Source organism: Protofrankia sp. Cas8, from assembly GCF_963555845.1.
Taxonomy (GTDB): Bacteria; Actinomycetota; Actinomycetes; order Frankiales; family Frankiaceae; genus Protofrankia.
Map to the genome: position 1 here is coordinate 1 of NZ_CAUVXI010000140.1, position 14,491 is coordinate 14,491.

Below are 14,491 nucleotides of genomic sequence, written 5' to 3' on the forward strand. Positions count from 1 at the left end.
GCCGACGGTCTTGAGGCTCTTGACGTCCTCGTCGGGGATCTTCACGCCGAATTTCTCCTCGGCCGCGACCACGACCTCGACCATGGACAGCGAGTCCACGTCGAGGTCGTCGATGAAGGTCTTGTCCGCGGTGGCGTCGGCCGGGTCGACCCCGGCGACCTCCTCGAGAATCGCGGCGAGTCCTGCCAGGATCTCGGACTGCGACATGTGCGCCTCCTTCTTGGTTTAGCCCGGTACGTCAGCGTGTCGGGCGGTGCTTTCGGGGAATCCTATGGGCAGCGGACGACCTGACCGCAGTAGGTCAGGCCGGCGCCGAAGCCGAACAGTAGAACAGGATCACCCGGCTGTAGTTCCCCACCGTCGAGGATCCGACTGAACGCGAGCGGGATGCTGGCGGCCGAGGTGTTGCCGGCATCAACCACGTCGCGGGCGATGACGGCGTTTGTGGCGCCGATACCGCTTACCAGCGCATCGATTATCCGGAGATTGGCCTGATGCGGGACGACAGCGGCGAGTTCGGCGGGTGTGAAACCGGCAAGTTCGCAGGCACGCCGGATTGTCGGTGTCAACGCGAGGGCCCAACGGAACACCGTCTGACCTTCCATCCGAAACAGGTTGTCACCATACCCCGGAACGCGAATGGCACCCGCCTTCCCGCCGTCATGGCCCCACACGGCCGGCCCGATCTCCCGCGTCGCGGCGGGTCCGACGACCGCTGCACCCGCACCGTCGGCGAGCAGGATGCAGGTCGTGCGGTCGTCCCAGTCGGTGTAGTCCGACAGCCGTTCGGCCGCGACGACCATGACGTGTCTGGCGCTGCCGGCCCGAACCATGTCCGACGCCATCGACAAGGCGTATGAGAAGCCGGCGCAACCGGCGTTGAGATCGAGGGCGCCCGCCCGCACAGCGCCGAGGCGGTGGGCGATCTGTGGCCCGGAGCCAGGGATCTGGGACGGATTCGTGCAGGTCGCGAGCAGCACCATGTCGAGGTCGGCGGCGTCGATGCCGGCCGCGGCCAGTGCCTTCTCCGCGGCCATGCTCCCCATTGAGACGATGGTCTCGTCGGCGTCGGCGATGCGTCGGGTGGCGATACCGGTCCGCGTGCGCACCCACTCGTCCGACGTCGCGACCCGGTTGGCAAGATCGTCGTTGGTCACCACCCGGGCGGGACGGTATGTCCCCAGCCCCATCAGCCGGGACCCGGTCATCGCAGCGCTCCGACGAGTCCAGTGTCCGTCTCCCCGACAGCTGTGCCGGCCCGATCGGTACCGGCCCGATCGGTGCCGGCCGGCGGGCCGCCGTACTCGGCGACCAGTTCCCGGGCGGCGGGCAGGTCGTCGGGGGTCTTGACGGCGACGACCCGTACGCCGGGGAACTCCCTTTTGGCGATTCCCGCCAACGTGCCGGCGGGCGGGAGCTCCAGGACGGCGGTCACCCCGAGATCACGAAGCTGTGCCAGACACAGGTCCCACCGGACCGGGGCTGCCACCTGGTCCACCAGCCGGGCGACCAGATCCGGCCCGGTGCGGATGACGGCGCCATCCGCGTTGGACACCTGCGGTAGCCCGGGTGTCCGCGGGCGCAGACCCGCTGCGATCATCGCGAGGCGCTCGCGGGCAGGCTCCATGAAGTGGGTGTGAAAGGCACCGGCAACCGACAGTGACCGCAGTCGGGTCCGGGGCGGCGGGTGCTCGGCGAGGGTGGCCAGCGCCTCGACCGTGCCGGCAGCCACGATCTGGCCCGCACCGTTGCGGTTCGCGGCGGTCAGGCCGAGTTGCTCAAGATGGTCGATGACGAGGTCGGGCTCGCCGCCGAGGACAGCGGTCATGCCGGTGGCGACACGCCCTGCGGCCTGCGCCATCGCGCGTCCGCGCAGCGCGACGAACACGAGCGCGCTTTCGGCGTCCAGCGTGCCGGCCAGGACGCAAGCCGTGATTTCACCCACGCTGTGGCCGGCGACGACGATATGTCCCGGGTTGATCGCAGGCAGCTGCTCGGCGGCGACCAGACCGGTCGCGACGATCAGTGGCTGGGCGAGCGCCGTGTCTCGGATTGTGTCCGCGGATGCGTGGCAGCCGACGTCGACAAGGTCGATTCCGACCGCCTCGGACCACCATCGCAATCGTGTTTCAACCCCGCCGATCTCGAGCCAGGGTTGCAGTTGACCTGGAGTCTGGGCACCTTGACCGGGCGCGAGGATAGCGAGCACCGGACTACCTAACCCTTCCCGGCCGGTGTCTGTCGCTGGCGGGCACTCACCGTTGTGTCGGCACCTCATTGTGGGTTCTCTACAAGACGATCCGGTCGTCGCACATGTTTGTTCCGCATCTACCTGCTGAAGCGGAATCTTGTGACACGGGCGACAATCGGCGGTAACACGGCCCGTGTGAGTGCCTGTTTTTGATCTTCTGGCCGGCTTCCCGAGCCCGCAGCCCCGGCCACACAAGCGATCATTCCGGCGGTCAGGTGGCGGTGAGTCGACCCAGGATGAGCGCGACGTGCAGGGTGAACCGTTCGCGGTGGTCTGTCGGATCAAGCCCGCACACGTCGGCCGCCTTACGAAGCCGGTAACGGACCGTGTTGGGATGCAGGTAGAGCGCGCGCGCCGTGGCCTCCAGCGAGGCGCCGAAGTCGAGGTAGGCACCGGCCGTCGCCAGCAGCGGCGCTCCGGCTTCGCGCAGCGGAATGTAGACCTCATCCACCAGCGCACGGCGTGCGCCGGTATCGCCGGCCAGGGCACGTTCGGGTAGGAGCGCCTGCGCCGTCACCGGCCGGGGCGCGGCCGGCCAGGCCGCGACCACGTCGGCGGCGGCCAGCGCCGCGTGCGCAGAGGATGCGGCGGCGGCCAGATCGGCGGCGACCGGGCCGATGACGACCGGACCCGGTCCACATGCGGGCAGCAGGGCTTCGGCGGCATTGAGCAGGGCGCGCTGGGCCTGGCCGCCGCCGCGGACCGACCGTGACGCCTGGTCGCCGGCGAAGTCGCCACCGACTATGACCACCAGGCGTTCGTGGTGGACACCGGTGAGCACCTCCAGCCCCGCTCCGCGTCCGAGACGGTGGACCTCGTCGACGACGACCTCGGGGGAGTGGTCCGGGGCGTCCCCGATGATCACTGCGACCGCCGGCGGGTTGCGCCATCCCAGCGCCGCCGCGCGCGAGGGCAGCGCCCGCTCGACCTCGCCCCGCACGACATGGTCGACGACGAGCGCCTCCAGCCGGGCATCCCAGGCGCCGCGCTCCTCAGCCGCGCGGGCGTAGACGACCGCACCGGCGAAGGCGATGTCACGGGAGTAGCGCAGCACATCGGCCAGCAGCCGCTGCTCGTGGTCGGGGCCGGCAAGGGCTGGCACCTCGGCTTCGATCGCCTCGACCGCCACCCGGACGAGGTCGACCAGGCGGCGGAAGGTGACCGCTCGGACGAGATCACGGGGGGCGACCCGGAAGACGTCCCCGGACAGCTCTCGGGCGTGTTCGGGCCGCCGGCACCACTCCACGAAGGAGGAGATCCCCGCCTGTACCACCATCTGGATGTCAGCCCGGTGGCGCGCCGACATGTTCGAAAACCAGGGCAGGACATCGTGCATGCGCACCACGGCCCGGCTCGCCAGCATGCCGCTGGACCGTTCGATCCGCCGGATGACCTCCTCGGCCGCGGTGGGAGCGCCCGTTTGCTCGGGCAGGGCTCCGGCGGCCACGCTCGTGGCTGAAGGAGCGTCGTTGCCCGTCGTCGGCCGCGTCACCGCTCACCACCGTCGAACATGTCTCCTCCATCATCGCGCCGCAGCCGGCCGTCCATCAACGATCCGGGGCCTTCGGCATGATGGAACCACGGCTGCCGGAACACGGTGGGACCGCGCGATCGTGCGCATTGCCGGTGGGCTAGAACTGGTCGTTGAAACGGCTGGCCCAGTTGTGGACGTTCGCGACGTACGCCCGGGTCTCGCCGAAGTCGGGGACTCCACCGGCGTCCCGGACGGCCCGCGGCCCTGCGTTGTAGGCGGCGAGGATCAATGACACGCGGTCGCCGGGCAGCTTCTGGACGAGGTCGGCGAGATGGGCCTCATAGCGCGCGGCGGACGGGATGGCGTCCGCGGGATCCAGCGGATTCGCCTTGCCGTCGGCGTTGCCGTCGACGCCGAACTGCCGCCAGGTCTCGGGCAGGAACTGCATGAGGCCCTGCGCCCCGGCGCTGGACACCGCCAGGCGGTTGAACTTGCTCTCCACCCGTGCCTGACCCGCGAGCTGCGCAGCGGTGAGCACACCGTAGACGGCTGCGGCCTCCTGGAAGAGGGGGATCAGATCGGGCGGGACCCGAGCCGATGATCGGGATGTGGTACCGCCGCAGCCGGCCAGCACCGTCGCCGTCACGACCGTGACCATGAACAGAGTGAGCGTGGCGGTCCGGGGTAACAGCGCCCGCCGGGTCGTGCCGCGCACCCGGGTCCACGATTTCCACTGAGCGTTCACCCGCCCATTCTCCTGCGTCGGATGATCATATGTGTGGATCCGCTCAATCTCCCGGCCTCCCGCGTGCCGACACCGTTGTCCAGTGCGGAGGTGAAGCGATGACGGTCTCATGCATCGCAGCCGGCTGCCCGATGACTCGCGGGACAGATGATTCCAACTGGACACCTTTCGACGCCGCTGTGGATGCATGTGCTGTGATATTACTAAGGGAGATACAGTAGAAGCTAGGAGTGACGTTATTGGCATTTTGGCGAGGTCCCGGCTAGCCCTCGACGGTGGACGACCAGTTCGTGACCGGCCGTATCCATCATGGCCCGTCTTCCGTCCCGATGAGATCGCCGCGGTGACGGCCACCATGCGCCGGGGTGAGGTCACCTACTGGACGGGCCGCGAAGGACGGCGATTCGAGCGTGAGTTCGCCGACGCCGTGGGCGCTTGTCATGGGCTGGCGGTGGCCAACGGCACCGTTGCGCTGGAGATCGCTCTGCGGGTCGTCGGGATCGGGCCGGGCGACGAGGTGGTGGTGCCGGCGCGATCGGCCATCGCGTTGGTCAGCTGCGTTGCCGCTCTCGGCGCCCGGCCGGTCTTCGCCGACGTCGACGGCGAGTCGCAGACGATCACCGTTGACTGCGTCCGCCGGGTTCTGACCGAGCGGACCCGTGCCGTTGTCGCCGTTCACCTCGCCGGTTGGCCGGTGGACGTCGATGCGCTGCGGGACCTGGCCGCAACCCACGGTCTTGTCGTCATCGAAGACTGCACTCAGGCACACGGCGCCACGCTGCGTGGTCGACCGGTCGGAACCCTGGGCGATATCAGTGTGTGGTCATTCGGCTGTGACAGTATTCTCAGCACCGCTGGTGAAGGCGGCATGGTCACCACCGACGACGCGGCGTACTACCGGGCCGCCTGGTCCTACACCGACCATGGCAGACGGTTCACGGTGGTGGAGGCGGGCCCCGGGCCGGACCCGGACGACCTGGCGGGATATGACCGCTGCGGTCCGGGCATCGTCCACGACAGCTTCGGAACCAATGCCCGCATGCACGAACTGGCTGCGGCGGTAGGCCGGACCGGGCTTGCGCACCTACCGGAGATGGTCGAGCGGCGCCGGGACAACGCCATGCTGCTCGCCCTTCGGCTACGCGACGTCGCGGCGTTGCGGCTGCCCGCACCGCCCCCGCACGTCGGCCACGCCTACTACCGCTGGTACGCGTTTGTTCGGGCTGACCTGCTTGGTGGCGGCTGGAGTCGGGACCGGGTTGTGGCGGCCGTGCGGGCGGAGGGAATCCCCTGCTTCGCCGGTTGCCGCGGGGAGGTCTACCAGGAGGCGGCCGTGCCGCAGCGGTGGCAGCCCGCGGCCCCCCTGCCGGTGGCCGGGGAACTGGGCCGCACCGCGATCGCCCTCCTCGTGCATCCGACCCTCGACCCGTCCGACATCTCCGACGCCTCCGATGCGCTTATCAAGGTCATGTCGGTGGCGGCCCCAGGGTAGTTCGCGTATCAGCGTTCGTTGGCGACCGCGGTGGGCGCGTTGTCGGGTCGGGGTTGAGTGGGGATGACAGCCGCCAGCCGCGGCTGGCGATCGAGGTCCTCGCAGCGGGCAAGCACACGCAGCGCTGCCCTGGTGCTCTCCGGCGCTCCCCACGGGTCGAGATCGAGGATGTGCCGCCGTTCGACCGGTGGCGCTGACACGTAGGAGATCAAGGGGTGATGGCGGCGGATGTCGTGTTCATCGTCGTCGAAGAGTTCCTCGTGCAGCTTTTCGCCGGCGCTGAGCCCGGTGTAGACCACCTCGACGGGGCGCGGCGCCCGGGTCGCCAGCCGCCTGGCGACATCGGCGATCCGCACGGGTTGGCCCATGTCGAGCACCAGAATATCGCCGTTTCCACCCAGCGCTCCGGCCTGGATGACCAGTTCCACGGCTTCCTCGACGGTCATGAAGTAGCGGGTGACATCCGGATGCGTGACCGTGAGCGGACCACCGGCTGCCAGTTGGCTGGCGAAGACCCTCAGTACGGAGCCCTGGCTGCCCAGGACGTTGCCGAACCTGACGCTCACGAGCACCCCACGTGCATGCTGGGCGACATGAGCGGTCAGGCGTTCGGTGATCCGCTTGGAGTAGCCCAGGACGCTCGTCGGGTTCGCGGCCTTGTCGGTCGAGATGTTGACGAACCGTTCGACGCCGACGGACACCGCGGCGTCGAGGATTGCAAGTGTCCCCCAGACGTTGGTCTTGACCGACTCGCCGGGAAAGCGTTCCAACAGCGGCAGGTGTTTGAGCGCGGCGGCGTGGAAGACCACCTGCGGCCGGTGCTGCTCGAACAGCATGTCGACGGCCTGGACATCCCGAATGTCGCACAGCACGACGGCTTCGTCGTCGGCGATCGGCTGGCCGTGGATGGACAGCTGGACGGCCCGCAGGGCTGACTCGTCGCGGTCGAGCATGATCAGCTTGCCGGGGTGGTAGCGGTGGATCTGGCGGCACAGTTCGGAACCGATCGAGCCGCCGGCTCCGGTGACCAGAACCCGCTTGCCGGTGAGATAGCCCGCAACCGAGGAGACGTCGGTCTGGATCTGGCAACGTCCCAGCAGATCGCTGAGGTCGAGGTCGCGGATGTCGCGCACGTCGACGCGGCCGTCGATGAGATCCACCACCCGTGGGAGCACCTTGACGGTGAGGCCTGCGTCCTCGGCGACCATGGTGATCTCCCGTAGCAGCGTGCCGTCGGCGCTCGGGATGGCCACCAGGAGGGTGCGCGCACCGGTCTGGGCGGCGACCGTGGCAATGGCGTCACGCCCACCGCGTACCCGGACACCGCCCAGGGCCAGGTTCCAGGTTCGGGGATCGTCATCGAGCAGTGCCACCGGCAGGTACGGGCTGTCCGGGGTGTGCAGCATCGAGGCCAACACGCGGTCGGCTCCCTCACCCGTGCCGAAGACAATGATCGGCTCGGTGTCGGGGCGGTGCCGGCGCCGGCTGCGTTGCTCGGCCAGCCGCCACAGGTAGCGGACGCCGAACATCCCGACCAGCCCCACGGCGCCGGCAAGGGGAAGGACCCCGAGCGGCAGTGGGCCGTGCCGGCCGATGGTGGCGTCGACGATGACGATCCCGACCGTGGTGAGCCCGACCGAACAGGTCAGGGCGAGTACCTCGTCGAAACCACCGAACCGGTATCGCCCGAGGTAGAGGTGCAGGGCTGTTCCGGTGAAGTACAACAGGCAGGCCGCGAGAAACGCGATCACCCAGAACTCGGCGTCGGCCACGGGTGACTGGCCGAACCGGGCAAGGTAGGCCGCGCCCAGACCGAGCGACAGACATGCCGCGTCGACGCCGATCTGTAGACCGACGCGCCAGCGCAGGTCCAGCAGGGACAGCCGGGCCACAGCCCGCCACCATCGGACTCCTCGACTGGCGACAACCCTTCGCTTCTTCATGGATCCACAGAGTAATAACTACTGATGGTAAGTGTGTGGATGTGAAACGAGTATGTTGGTCGCGCAGCGTGGTGCTGCGATAACTAGGATGCTTTGCCCGGAGAGGACAGGTCTGTTGGTGGAACTTCGGGACTATGTCAGAGCGCTCCGCCGGAGTTGGCCGCTTCTGCTGGTATGCGTCATGCTTGGTGTGCTGGTCGCCGCGGCCGTCACATGGCGGGAGGCGAAGGTCTACGCCGCCACCGAGACCCTGGTGGTGTCGTCGAACGGCGGCGACAGCGCGGCATCGGCCTACCAGGGCGGCCTGCTGTCCCAGCAGCGGGTGAAGTCCTATGTCGATCTCGTGGCCAGCGACCGCATCGCCGCGGGGGTCATCGCAAAGCTCGGACTCGACCTCTCGCCACAGGTCCTGCAGGCTCATATCAAGGCCACCGCCGTCCCCGACACGGTGTTGTTGCAGACTGTCGTGACCGACGGCGATGCTCGGCGTGCCCAGATGATCGCGACGGCGGTCGGCGAGGTGTTCTCCGCCGCCGTCGCGGAGATCGAGACGGCGACGCCGGGCAGTCCGCCGTCGGTGCGGGTGAGTGTCTGGGAGAACGCGAAGCTGCCGACCGCACCCGTGGCGCCCAGGCCCGCCCGTGCCATTTCGCTCGGCGCTGTGCTGGGCCTGCTCGTAAGCGTCGGTGCGGCCGTGGCCCGTCAGAGGCTTGACACGAGCGTGCGGACCGAGTCCGACGTCGCCGCGGCGACCGGCCTGGCGACCCTCGGTGCGGTCGCCCTGGACCCCGCGGGTGCCCGGTATCCGCTCATCGGGGCGCTGGACGCACAGTCCGCGCGGTCGGAGGGATTTCGTCAACTTCGGACGAACCTGCGGTTCGTCGACGTGGACACACCGCCTCGCGTCATCCTGGTCGCCAGCTCGATGTCCGGGGAGGGCAAGACGGCGACCGCCTGTAACCTGGCGATCACCCTTGCCCAGGCCGGGGCCAGGGTGGCCCTGGTCGAGGCGGACCTGCGCAGACCGTCGTTCGGGGAGTACCTCGGGATCGAGACGGCCGCCGGTCTCACGTCTGTGCTGATCGGTGCCGCTGACCTCGACGACGTGCTTGTGCCGTGGGGCGACGACGGCGGCCGCCTGGAGGTCCTGCCCAGCGGGCCGTTGCCTCCCAACCCCAGCGAGCTGCTCGGATCCCGCAACATGGGCGACGTGCTGGGCGAGTTGTCCCGGCGCTTCGACATTGTGCTCATCGACGCTCCGCCGGTGCTTCCGGTCACCGATGCGGCCGTGCTCGCCGCGCAGGTCGATGGCACCCTGCTGGTCGTCCGCAGTGGTAAGACCCGGCGTGAGCAGCTGACCCGGGCCAGCGATGTCCTACGGACGGTGGATGCACGGATACTGGGAGCGGTACTCAACATGATTCCCGCCAGGGAACTGGACGCCATGACCTACGGCTATCCGTCGTACAGCGGGTACTTCCAGATCAGGATGGGGCTGGGGCGGCGGCACGGCCACGACGGCGCTGCCAGCCAGGGCGCGGTCGATCCGCTGCCAGCCACGGCCGGCCACGGTGACGGCATCGCGATCGCCACCCAGCGTGAGCCGATCGACGAACCCGAACCCGTTGTCGAGGGTTCGGGGGATGATCCGGCCGACCTGACGACTCCGCTGGCACTCGATGCGAAGACGGCCGGATCCCACCGGCGCCAGCGCTACTGATGAAACCCGGGCCAAGCCCCCGGACAAGCCCCCGGACAAGCACCCTGCCGAGCACCCGGCGGCCGGCGCCGCGCTGGGGCCGGTGTTCCGCGGGGCTTCGGGCCCTGGTGGTCGCGGCCGCGGTTGTGGCGCTGCTGGGCGTCGCGGCCACCGTCTGGACGGTGGTCCGCGGCCGGCTGGCGCAAGCGCACCTGCGGGTCGCCCAGACCCAGCTCGCTCAACTCGAACGCGGGCTTTCCGCTGGTCGCGGCCTCTCGGTCGGTCAGCTCCACCGGACGACTGAGGCGATCGCCCGCGAGACGACGGCGGCCAGGCGGCTGACCCAGGGGCCGGTTTTCGCGGTAGCTGGGCGGGTGCCGTTGGTCGGCTGTCCCGTCCACACGACGCGTTCGTTGGCGGTCGCGGTCGACGATCTCGCCGTGGTCGGTCTGCCGGCCGTCGTCACGGTCGGCGCGGCTCTCCGCCCGGCTGTCCCGGCCGGCGCCGGGACAGCCGGCGCCGGGACCGGCTTGTTGTCGCGGCTCGCCGGGGTCCGTGGCTCGATCGACACCGCGCGGACCGCGCTCGAGCAGTTCCGCCAGCGGGCTGCCCGCACGTCCACCTGCGGTGCGATCGGGCGGCTGGTCGGAATCCAGGAGGCGGTCGCGCAGGCTTGGCGGCTGAGCGCGGCCCTCGCCCGGACCGCGCAGATGTTGGATCTCGCCGGTGGCCTGCTGCGCCAATGACGGGGGCCGGCTGGCTACGATGGGCCGGGATCGTCGGTCGATCGGTGAGGAAGGCTTGTGATGAGGTCCGCTGAGATCGCGAGCCGTTGGCTTCGCTACTTCGCCGAGCGCGGGCACACGGTCGTGCCGTCGGCGTCCCTCATCGCGGACGACCCCACGCTGCTGCTCGTGAACGCGGGAATGGTTCCCTTCAAGCCGTACTTCCTCGGCGAGGTCCGCCCGCCCTTCACCCGTGCGGCCAGCATCCAGAAATGCGTGCGGACCACCGACATCGAAGAGGTCGGCAGGACCACCCGGCACGGTTCCTTCTTCCAGATGTGCGGGAACTTCTCCTTCGGGGACTACTTCAAGGAGACCGTTGTCCCCCTGGCCTGGGAACTACTCACCACGCCGGTGGCGGCGGGCGGGTACGGGCTGGACGACAGCCGGTTGTGGGTGACCGTCTATCTCGACGACGACGAGACCGCTGAGATCTGGCGGTCGACGGTGGGGGTGCCGGCCGAGCGCATCCAACGCCTCGGTATGGAGGACAACTTCTGGTCGATGGGTGTGCCGGGGCCGTGCGGACCCTGTTCGGAGATCAACTACGACCGCGGGCCGGCGTTCGGGATCGACGGGGGCCCCGCCGTGAACGGCGAGCGTTACCTGGAGCTCTGGAACCTGGTCTTCATGCAGTCCATCCGCGGTGAGGGGTCGTCCAAGAAGGACTACCCGATCCTCGGCGATCTCCCGTCGAAGAACATCGACACCGGCCTCGGCCTGGAGCGTCTCGCCGCGGTGCTCCAGGGCGTCGACAACCTCTACGAGATCGACACCTCCCGGCTGATCCTCGACCGGGCCGCGGAGCTCACCGGTGCCCGCTATGGCGCCGCGGCGTCCTCCGACGTGTCGCTGCGGGTGGTTGCCGATCATGTGCGCACCTCGGTGATGCTCATCGGCGACGGCGTGCTGCCCGGCAACGAGGGACGCGGCTACGTGCTGCGCCGGATGATGCGCCGCGCGATTCGCAACATGCGCCTGCTCGGTGCACCGGACGCGACCATGCCCGAGATGGTCGCGGTCACGATCGAGGCGATGGGCCCGCAGTATCCCGAACTTGTCACCGACCGGGCGCGGATCGACTCGGTGGCGACCGCCGAGGAGGCGTCGTTCCTGGCGACGCTGCGCACCGGGACGTCCATCTTCGATCTGGCGGCGAGCGAGACGAAGAAGGCGGGCGGCGGTGTACTCACCGGTGCGCGGGCCTTCCAGCTGCACGACACGTTCGGGTTTCCCATCGATCTCACCCTGGAGATGGCAGCCGAGCAGGGCCTGACCGTCGACGCGGAGGGCTTTCGCCGGCTCATGGGCGAGCAGCGTGAGCGTGCCAAGGCCGATGCCCGGGCGAAGAAGACCGGGCATGTGGACACCTCGGCGTACCGGGACGTGCTGGCGGCGGCCGGCCCGTCGGTGTTCACCGGGTATGACAGCGCCGCCGGGGACGCCGTCGTCCGCGGGCTGCTGGTGGCCGGGTCACCCGCCCGCGAGGCCGGCGAGGGAAGCGATGTCGAGGTCGTGCTCGACCGCACGCCGTTCTATGCCGAGGGCGGTGGCCAGCTGGCTGACAGCGGCGCGGTCCGCCTCGACGACGGTACCGAGATCGAGATCTTCGATGTGCAGAAGCCGCTACCAGGACTGATCGTCCATCGTGGTCGGGTGCGCTCGGGCGGGGTCACGGTCGGGATGCACGCGCGGGCCGAGATCGACCCCGCCCGGCGGGGGGCGATCTCGCGGTCCCACAGCGCCACCCACCTGACCCACCAGGCCCTGCGGGACGCGCTGGGCCCGAGCGCCGCGCAGGCCGGCTCGGAGAACTCGCCCGGCCGGTTCCGCTTCGACTTCTCCTGCGCCGGTGCGGTGCCGGTGTCGGTGCTGGCCGACGTGGAGGAGACGATCAACCAGGTGCTGATCGAGGATCTTGATGTGCACGCCGAGGTGATGAACGCCGACGAGGCACGCCGGACCGGCGCCATCGCGATGTTCGGCGAGAAGTACGGCGACCGGGTGCGGGTCGTCTCGATCGGCGAGTACTCCCGTGAGCTCTGTGGTGGCACGCATGTGCGCCGTTCCGGGCAGCTCGGCCTGGTCAAGCTGTTGGGCGAGTCCTCGGTCGGGGCGGGGGTCCGGCGGGTGGAGGCCCTGGTCGGCCTGGACGCCTACCGCTACCTGGCCCGCGAGGCCGTGCTCGTCGCGCAGATCACCGATGTGCTCAAGGCGCCCCGGGCCGAGGTGCCCGAGCGTCTGGCCGGGGTGCTCGGGCGGTTGCGCGACGCCGAGAAGGAGCTGGAGAAGCTGCGGGCCGCACAGGTGCTGGCCGCGGCGGGTGACCTCGCGAGCGCAGCCGAGGACGTCGGCGGGGTCGCGCTCGTCGCCCACCATGCGCCGGACGGCACATCCGCGGATGATCTTCGTAGGCTCGTCCTCGACATCCGCGGCAGAGTCGCCGCCGACCGTCCGGTGGTCGTCGCGGCGGCGGCCGCGGTGGACCGGCGTCCGGTCATCGTGGTGGGTACGAGCGCTTCCGCGCGTGACCGCGGGATCAAGGCCGGGGAGCTCGTCCGCGGCGCCGCGAAGGTCCTTGGCGGTGGGGGTGGGGGCAAGGACGACCTCGCCCAGGGCGGTGGCACCGACCCGACGGCGATCGCGGCCGCGCTCGCGGTGGTCCGCCGGACGGTCGCGCAGCGGGCGACCGCCTGAGCTGGCTCAGGCGGCCGCCTGAGCCGCAGCCGAATTCTCCTTCTTGAGGAAAGATCACATCCGGAAACCCCGGCCGGTCCGCTGTCGTTGTCCGGTGTGGTTCACCCATCGCTGCGGCGGTCGGATGCGGGCAGGGGCGCCCACCGGGCGGCCCTTGTGACAGGCAAGGTCGTCGGCTTGCGCGACCCATCCGAGGGCGATCTCCATCGCGACATCCCGTCCGGTGCCGATTCGATCCCGAGGAGATTGACATGGCCCTGCGGGCGCACCTGCGGGCGGACGTGCAGGCGTCGCTGGTGGTGTTTCTGGTCGCGATGCCGCTGTCGCTGGGTATCGCGGTCGCCACGGGCGCGCCGGTCGCCGCCGGTCTCATCGCCGCTGTGATCGGTGGGATCGTGGCGGGGGCGCTCGGCGGTGTCTGCCTGCAGGTCAGTGGGCCCGCGGCCGGGCTCACCGTGGTCATCGCGGGGCTCATCACGACCTACGGGTGGCGGGTCACGTGCGCGGTGACCGCGGCCGCCGGTGTGCTCCAGATCATCTTCGGCGTCAGTCGGATCGCCCGCGCAGCCCTCGCCGTGTCGCCCGCGATCGTGCACGGCATGCTCGGCGGGATCGGGCTCACCATCGCCATCGGCCAGCTGCACGTCATCCTCGGCGGTGCGCCCGACGCCCACGCCATCGACAACATCGTGACCCTGCCCGGCCGGATCGTCAACAGCCACAGCGGCGCGACCCTGATCGGGGCCATGACGATCGCCGTCATCCTGCTGTGGCCCCGGCTGGTCCGCCGGCTGCCGAGCGGGCTGCGCGCGATCCCCGCGCCGCTCGCCGCGGTCGTCGTTGGGACCACTCTGGCCGCCGCCGTCCACCTGGACCTGCCCCGGGTCGACCTGCCCAGGTCGATCCTCGGCTCGGTGTCGCTGCCGGCCTTTCCCGACCGGGACTGGTCTGGGATCGTCCTGGGCGTCCTCACCATTGCGATCGTGGCGAGCATGGAGTCGCTGCTGTCCGCGGTGGCGGTGGAGAAGCTGGCCACCACGCGTGGCCGGGCGCCGGGTCGGATCAACCTCGACCGTGAGCTCCTCGGGCAGGGGGCTGCCAACGTCCTGGCGGGTCTCGCCGGCGGGCTGCCGGTGACCGGTGTGATCGTGCGCGGTTCCACCAACGTCGCGGCCGGGGCGAGGACGCGGGCCTCAGCCGTCCTGCACGGCGTGTGGGTGGCGCTGTTCGCCCTGTTCTTCGGCGGAGCGGTCGAGTGGATTCCGCTGTCCGCGCTGGCCGGCCTGCTCGTCGTGGTCGGGGTCCGGCTGGTCGACGTCGCCCATCTGCGGCACGTGCGGCGTCACGGCGAGCTGCCCGTGTACGTCGTCACGCTCGTCGGTGTCGTCGCGCTCGACCTGCTCCA

At 69.9% G+C, this 14,491-nt stretch carries 11 protein-coding genes; 5 read left to right on the forward strand and 6 right to left on the reverse strand.

Going from position 1 to position 14,491, the window contains the following annotated elements; all coding sequences use genetic code 11:
• The 5 genes from U9977_RS18335 to U9977_RS18355 all read right to left on the reverse strand — a co-directional run.
• The coding region (locus U9977_RS18335; protein ID WP_322750506.1) for an acyl carrier protein at positions 1 to 207 on the reverse strand (207 nt) is incomplete at its 3' end.
• Positions 208 to 269: 62 nt separating this feature from the next.
• Positions 270 to 1,208, reverse strand: coding sequence for a beta-ketoacyl-ACP synthase 3 (locus tag U9977_RS18340; RefSeq protein ID WP_322750507.1), 939 nt, complete (start codon positions 1,206 to 1,208; stop codon positions 270 to 272).
• Complete coding sequence (locus U9977_RS18345; protein WP_322750508.1) at positions 1,205 to 2,209, reverse strand: ACP S-malonyltransferase; 1,005 nt, start codon at positions 2,207 to 2,209, stop codon at positions 1,205 to 1,207. Before U9977_RS18345 ends, U9977_RS18340 begins: the two co-directional genes overlap by 4 nt.
• A 253-nt stretch (positions 2,210 to 2,462) precedes the next feature.
• Complete coding sequence (locus U9977_RS18350) at positions 2,463 to 3,743, reverse strand: PucR family transcriptional regulator (protein ID WP_416210684.1); 1,281 nt, start codon at positions 3,741 to 3,743, stop codon at positions 2,463 to 2,465.
• A gap of 139 nt (positions 3,744 to 3,882) precedes the next feature.
• Positions 3,883 to 4,383 carry a lytic transglycosylase domain-containing protein gene (locus U9977_RS18355; protein ID WP_322750516.1) on the reverse strand — a complete coding sequence of 167 codons (501 nt, stop codon included), beginning with the start codon at positions 4,381 to 4,383 and terminating at the stop codon, positions 3,883 to 3,885.
• Positions 4,384 to 4,657: 274 nt separating this feature from the next.
• Between U9977_RS18355 and U9977_RS18360 the strand changes: the two genes are divergently transcribed.
• Positions 4,658 to 5,962 carry a DegT/DnrJ/EryC1/StrS family aminotransferase gene (locus tag U9977_RS18360; protein ID WP_416210685.1) on the forward strand — a complete coding sequence of 435 codons (1,305 nt, stop codon included), beginning with the start codon at positions 4,658 to 4,660 and terminating at the stop codon, positions 5,960 to 5,962.
• A gap of 8 nt (positions 5,963 to 5,970) precedes the next feature.
• On the opposite strand, the gene U9977_RS18365 is transcribed toward U9977_RS18360, so the two are convergent.
• On the reverse strand, positions 5,971 to 7,905 hold the full coding sequence (locus U9977_RS18365; protein ID WP_322750510.1) for a nucleoside-diphosphate sugar epimerase/dehydratase: 1,935 nt from the start codon (positions 7,903 to 7,905) through the stop codon (positions 5,971 to 5,973).
• Between the two features lie 181 nt (positions 7,906 to 8,086).
• Here U9977_RS18365 and U9977_RS18370 point away from each other — a divergent pair, with 181 nt between their 5' ends.
• The 4 genes from U9977_RS18370 to U9977_RS18385 all read left to right on the forward strand — a co-directional run.
• The gene (locus U9977_RS18370; RefSeq protein WP_322750511.1) at positions 8,087 to 9,625 is read left to right on the forward strand and encodes a polysaccharide biosynthesis tyrosine autokinase; all 1,539 of its coding nucleotides are present in this window, start codon (positions 8,087 to 8,089) and stop codon (positions 9,623 to 9,625) included.
• Between the two features lie 107 nt (positions 9,626 to 9,732).
• A complete protein-coding gene (locus U9977_RS18375; protein ID WP_322750512.1) occupies positions 9,733 to 10,350 on the forward strand; it encodes a hypothetical protein in 618 nt (205 codons plus the stop codon).
• A gap of 60 nt (positions 10,351 to 10,410) precedes the next feature.
• Complete coding sequence (gene alaS, locus U9977_RS18380; protein WP_322750513.1) at positions 10,411 to 13,086, forward strand: alanine--tRNA ligase; 2,676 nt, start codon at positions 10,411 to 10,413, stop codon at positions 13,084 to 13,086.
• 251 nt (positions 13,087 to 13,337) lie between these two features.
• Positions 13,338 to 14,491 (forward strand): SulP family inorganic anion transporter (locus tag U9977_RS18385; protein ID WP_322750514.1); only part of this gene is annotated, 1,154 nt, incomplete at its 3' end.

Bases quoted from the DNA above. Each gene is read 5' to 3' on its own strand.
- U9977_RS18340 (WP_322750507.1), bottom strand. From the start codon at position 1,208: ATGACCGGGTCCCGGCTGATGGGGCTGGGGACATACCGTCCCGCCCGG.
- U9977_RS18355 (WP_322750516.1), bottom strand. From the start codon at position 4,383: ATGGTCACGGTCGTGACGGCGACGGTGCTGGCCGGCTGCGGCGGTACC.
- U9977_RS18360 (WP_416210685.1), top strand. From the start codon at position 4,658: ATGTGCTGTGATATTACTAAGGGAGATACAGTAGAAGCTAGGAGTGAC.
- U9977_RS18365 (WP_322750510.1), bottom strand. From the start codon at position 7,905: ATGAAGAAGCGAAGGGTTGTCGCCAGTCGAGGAGTCCGATGGTGGCGG.
- U9977_RS18370 (WP_322750511.1), top strand. From the start codon at position 8,087: ATGCTTGGTGTGCTGGTCGCCGCGGCCGTCACATGGCGGGAGGCGAAG.
- alaS (WP_322750513.1), top strand. From the start codon at position 10,411: ATGAGGTCCGCTGAGATCGCGAGCCGTTGGCTTCGCTACTTCGCCGAG.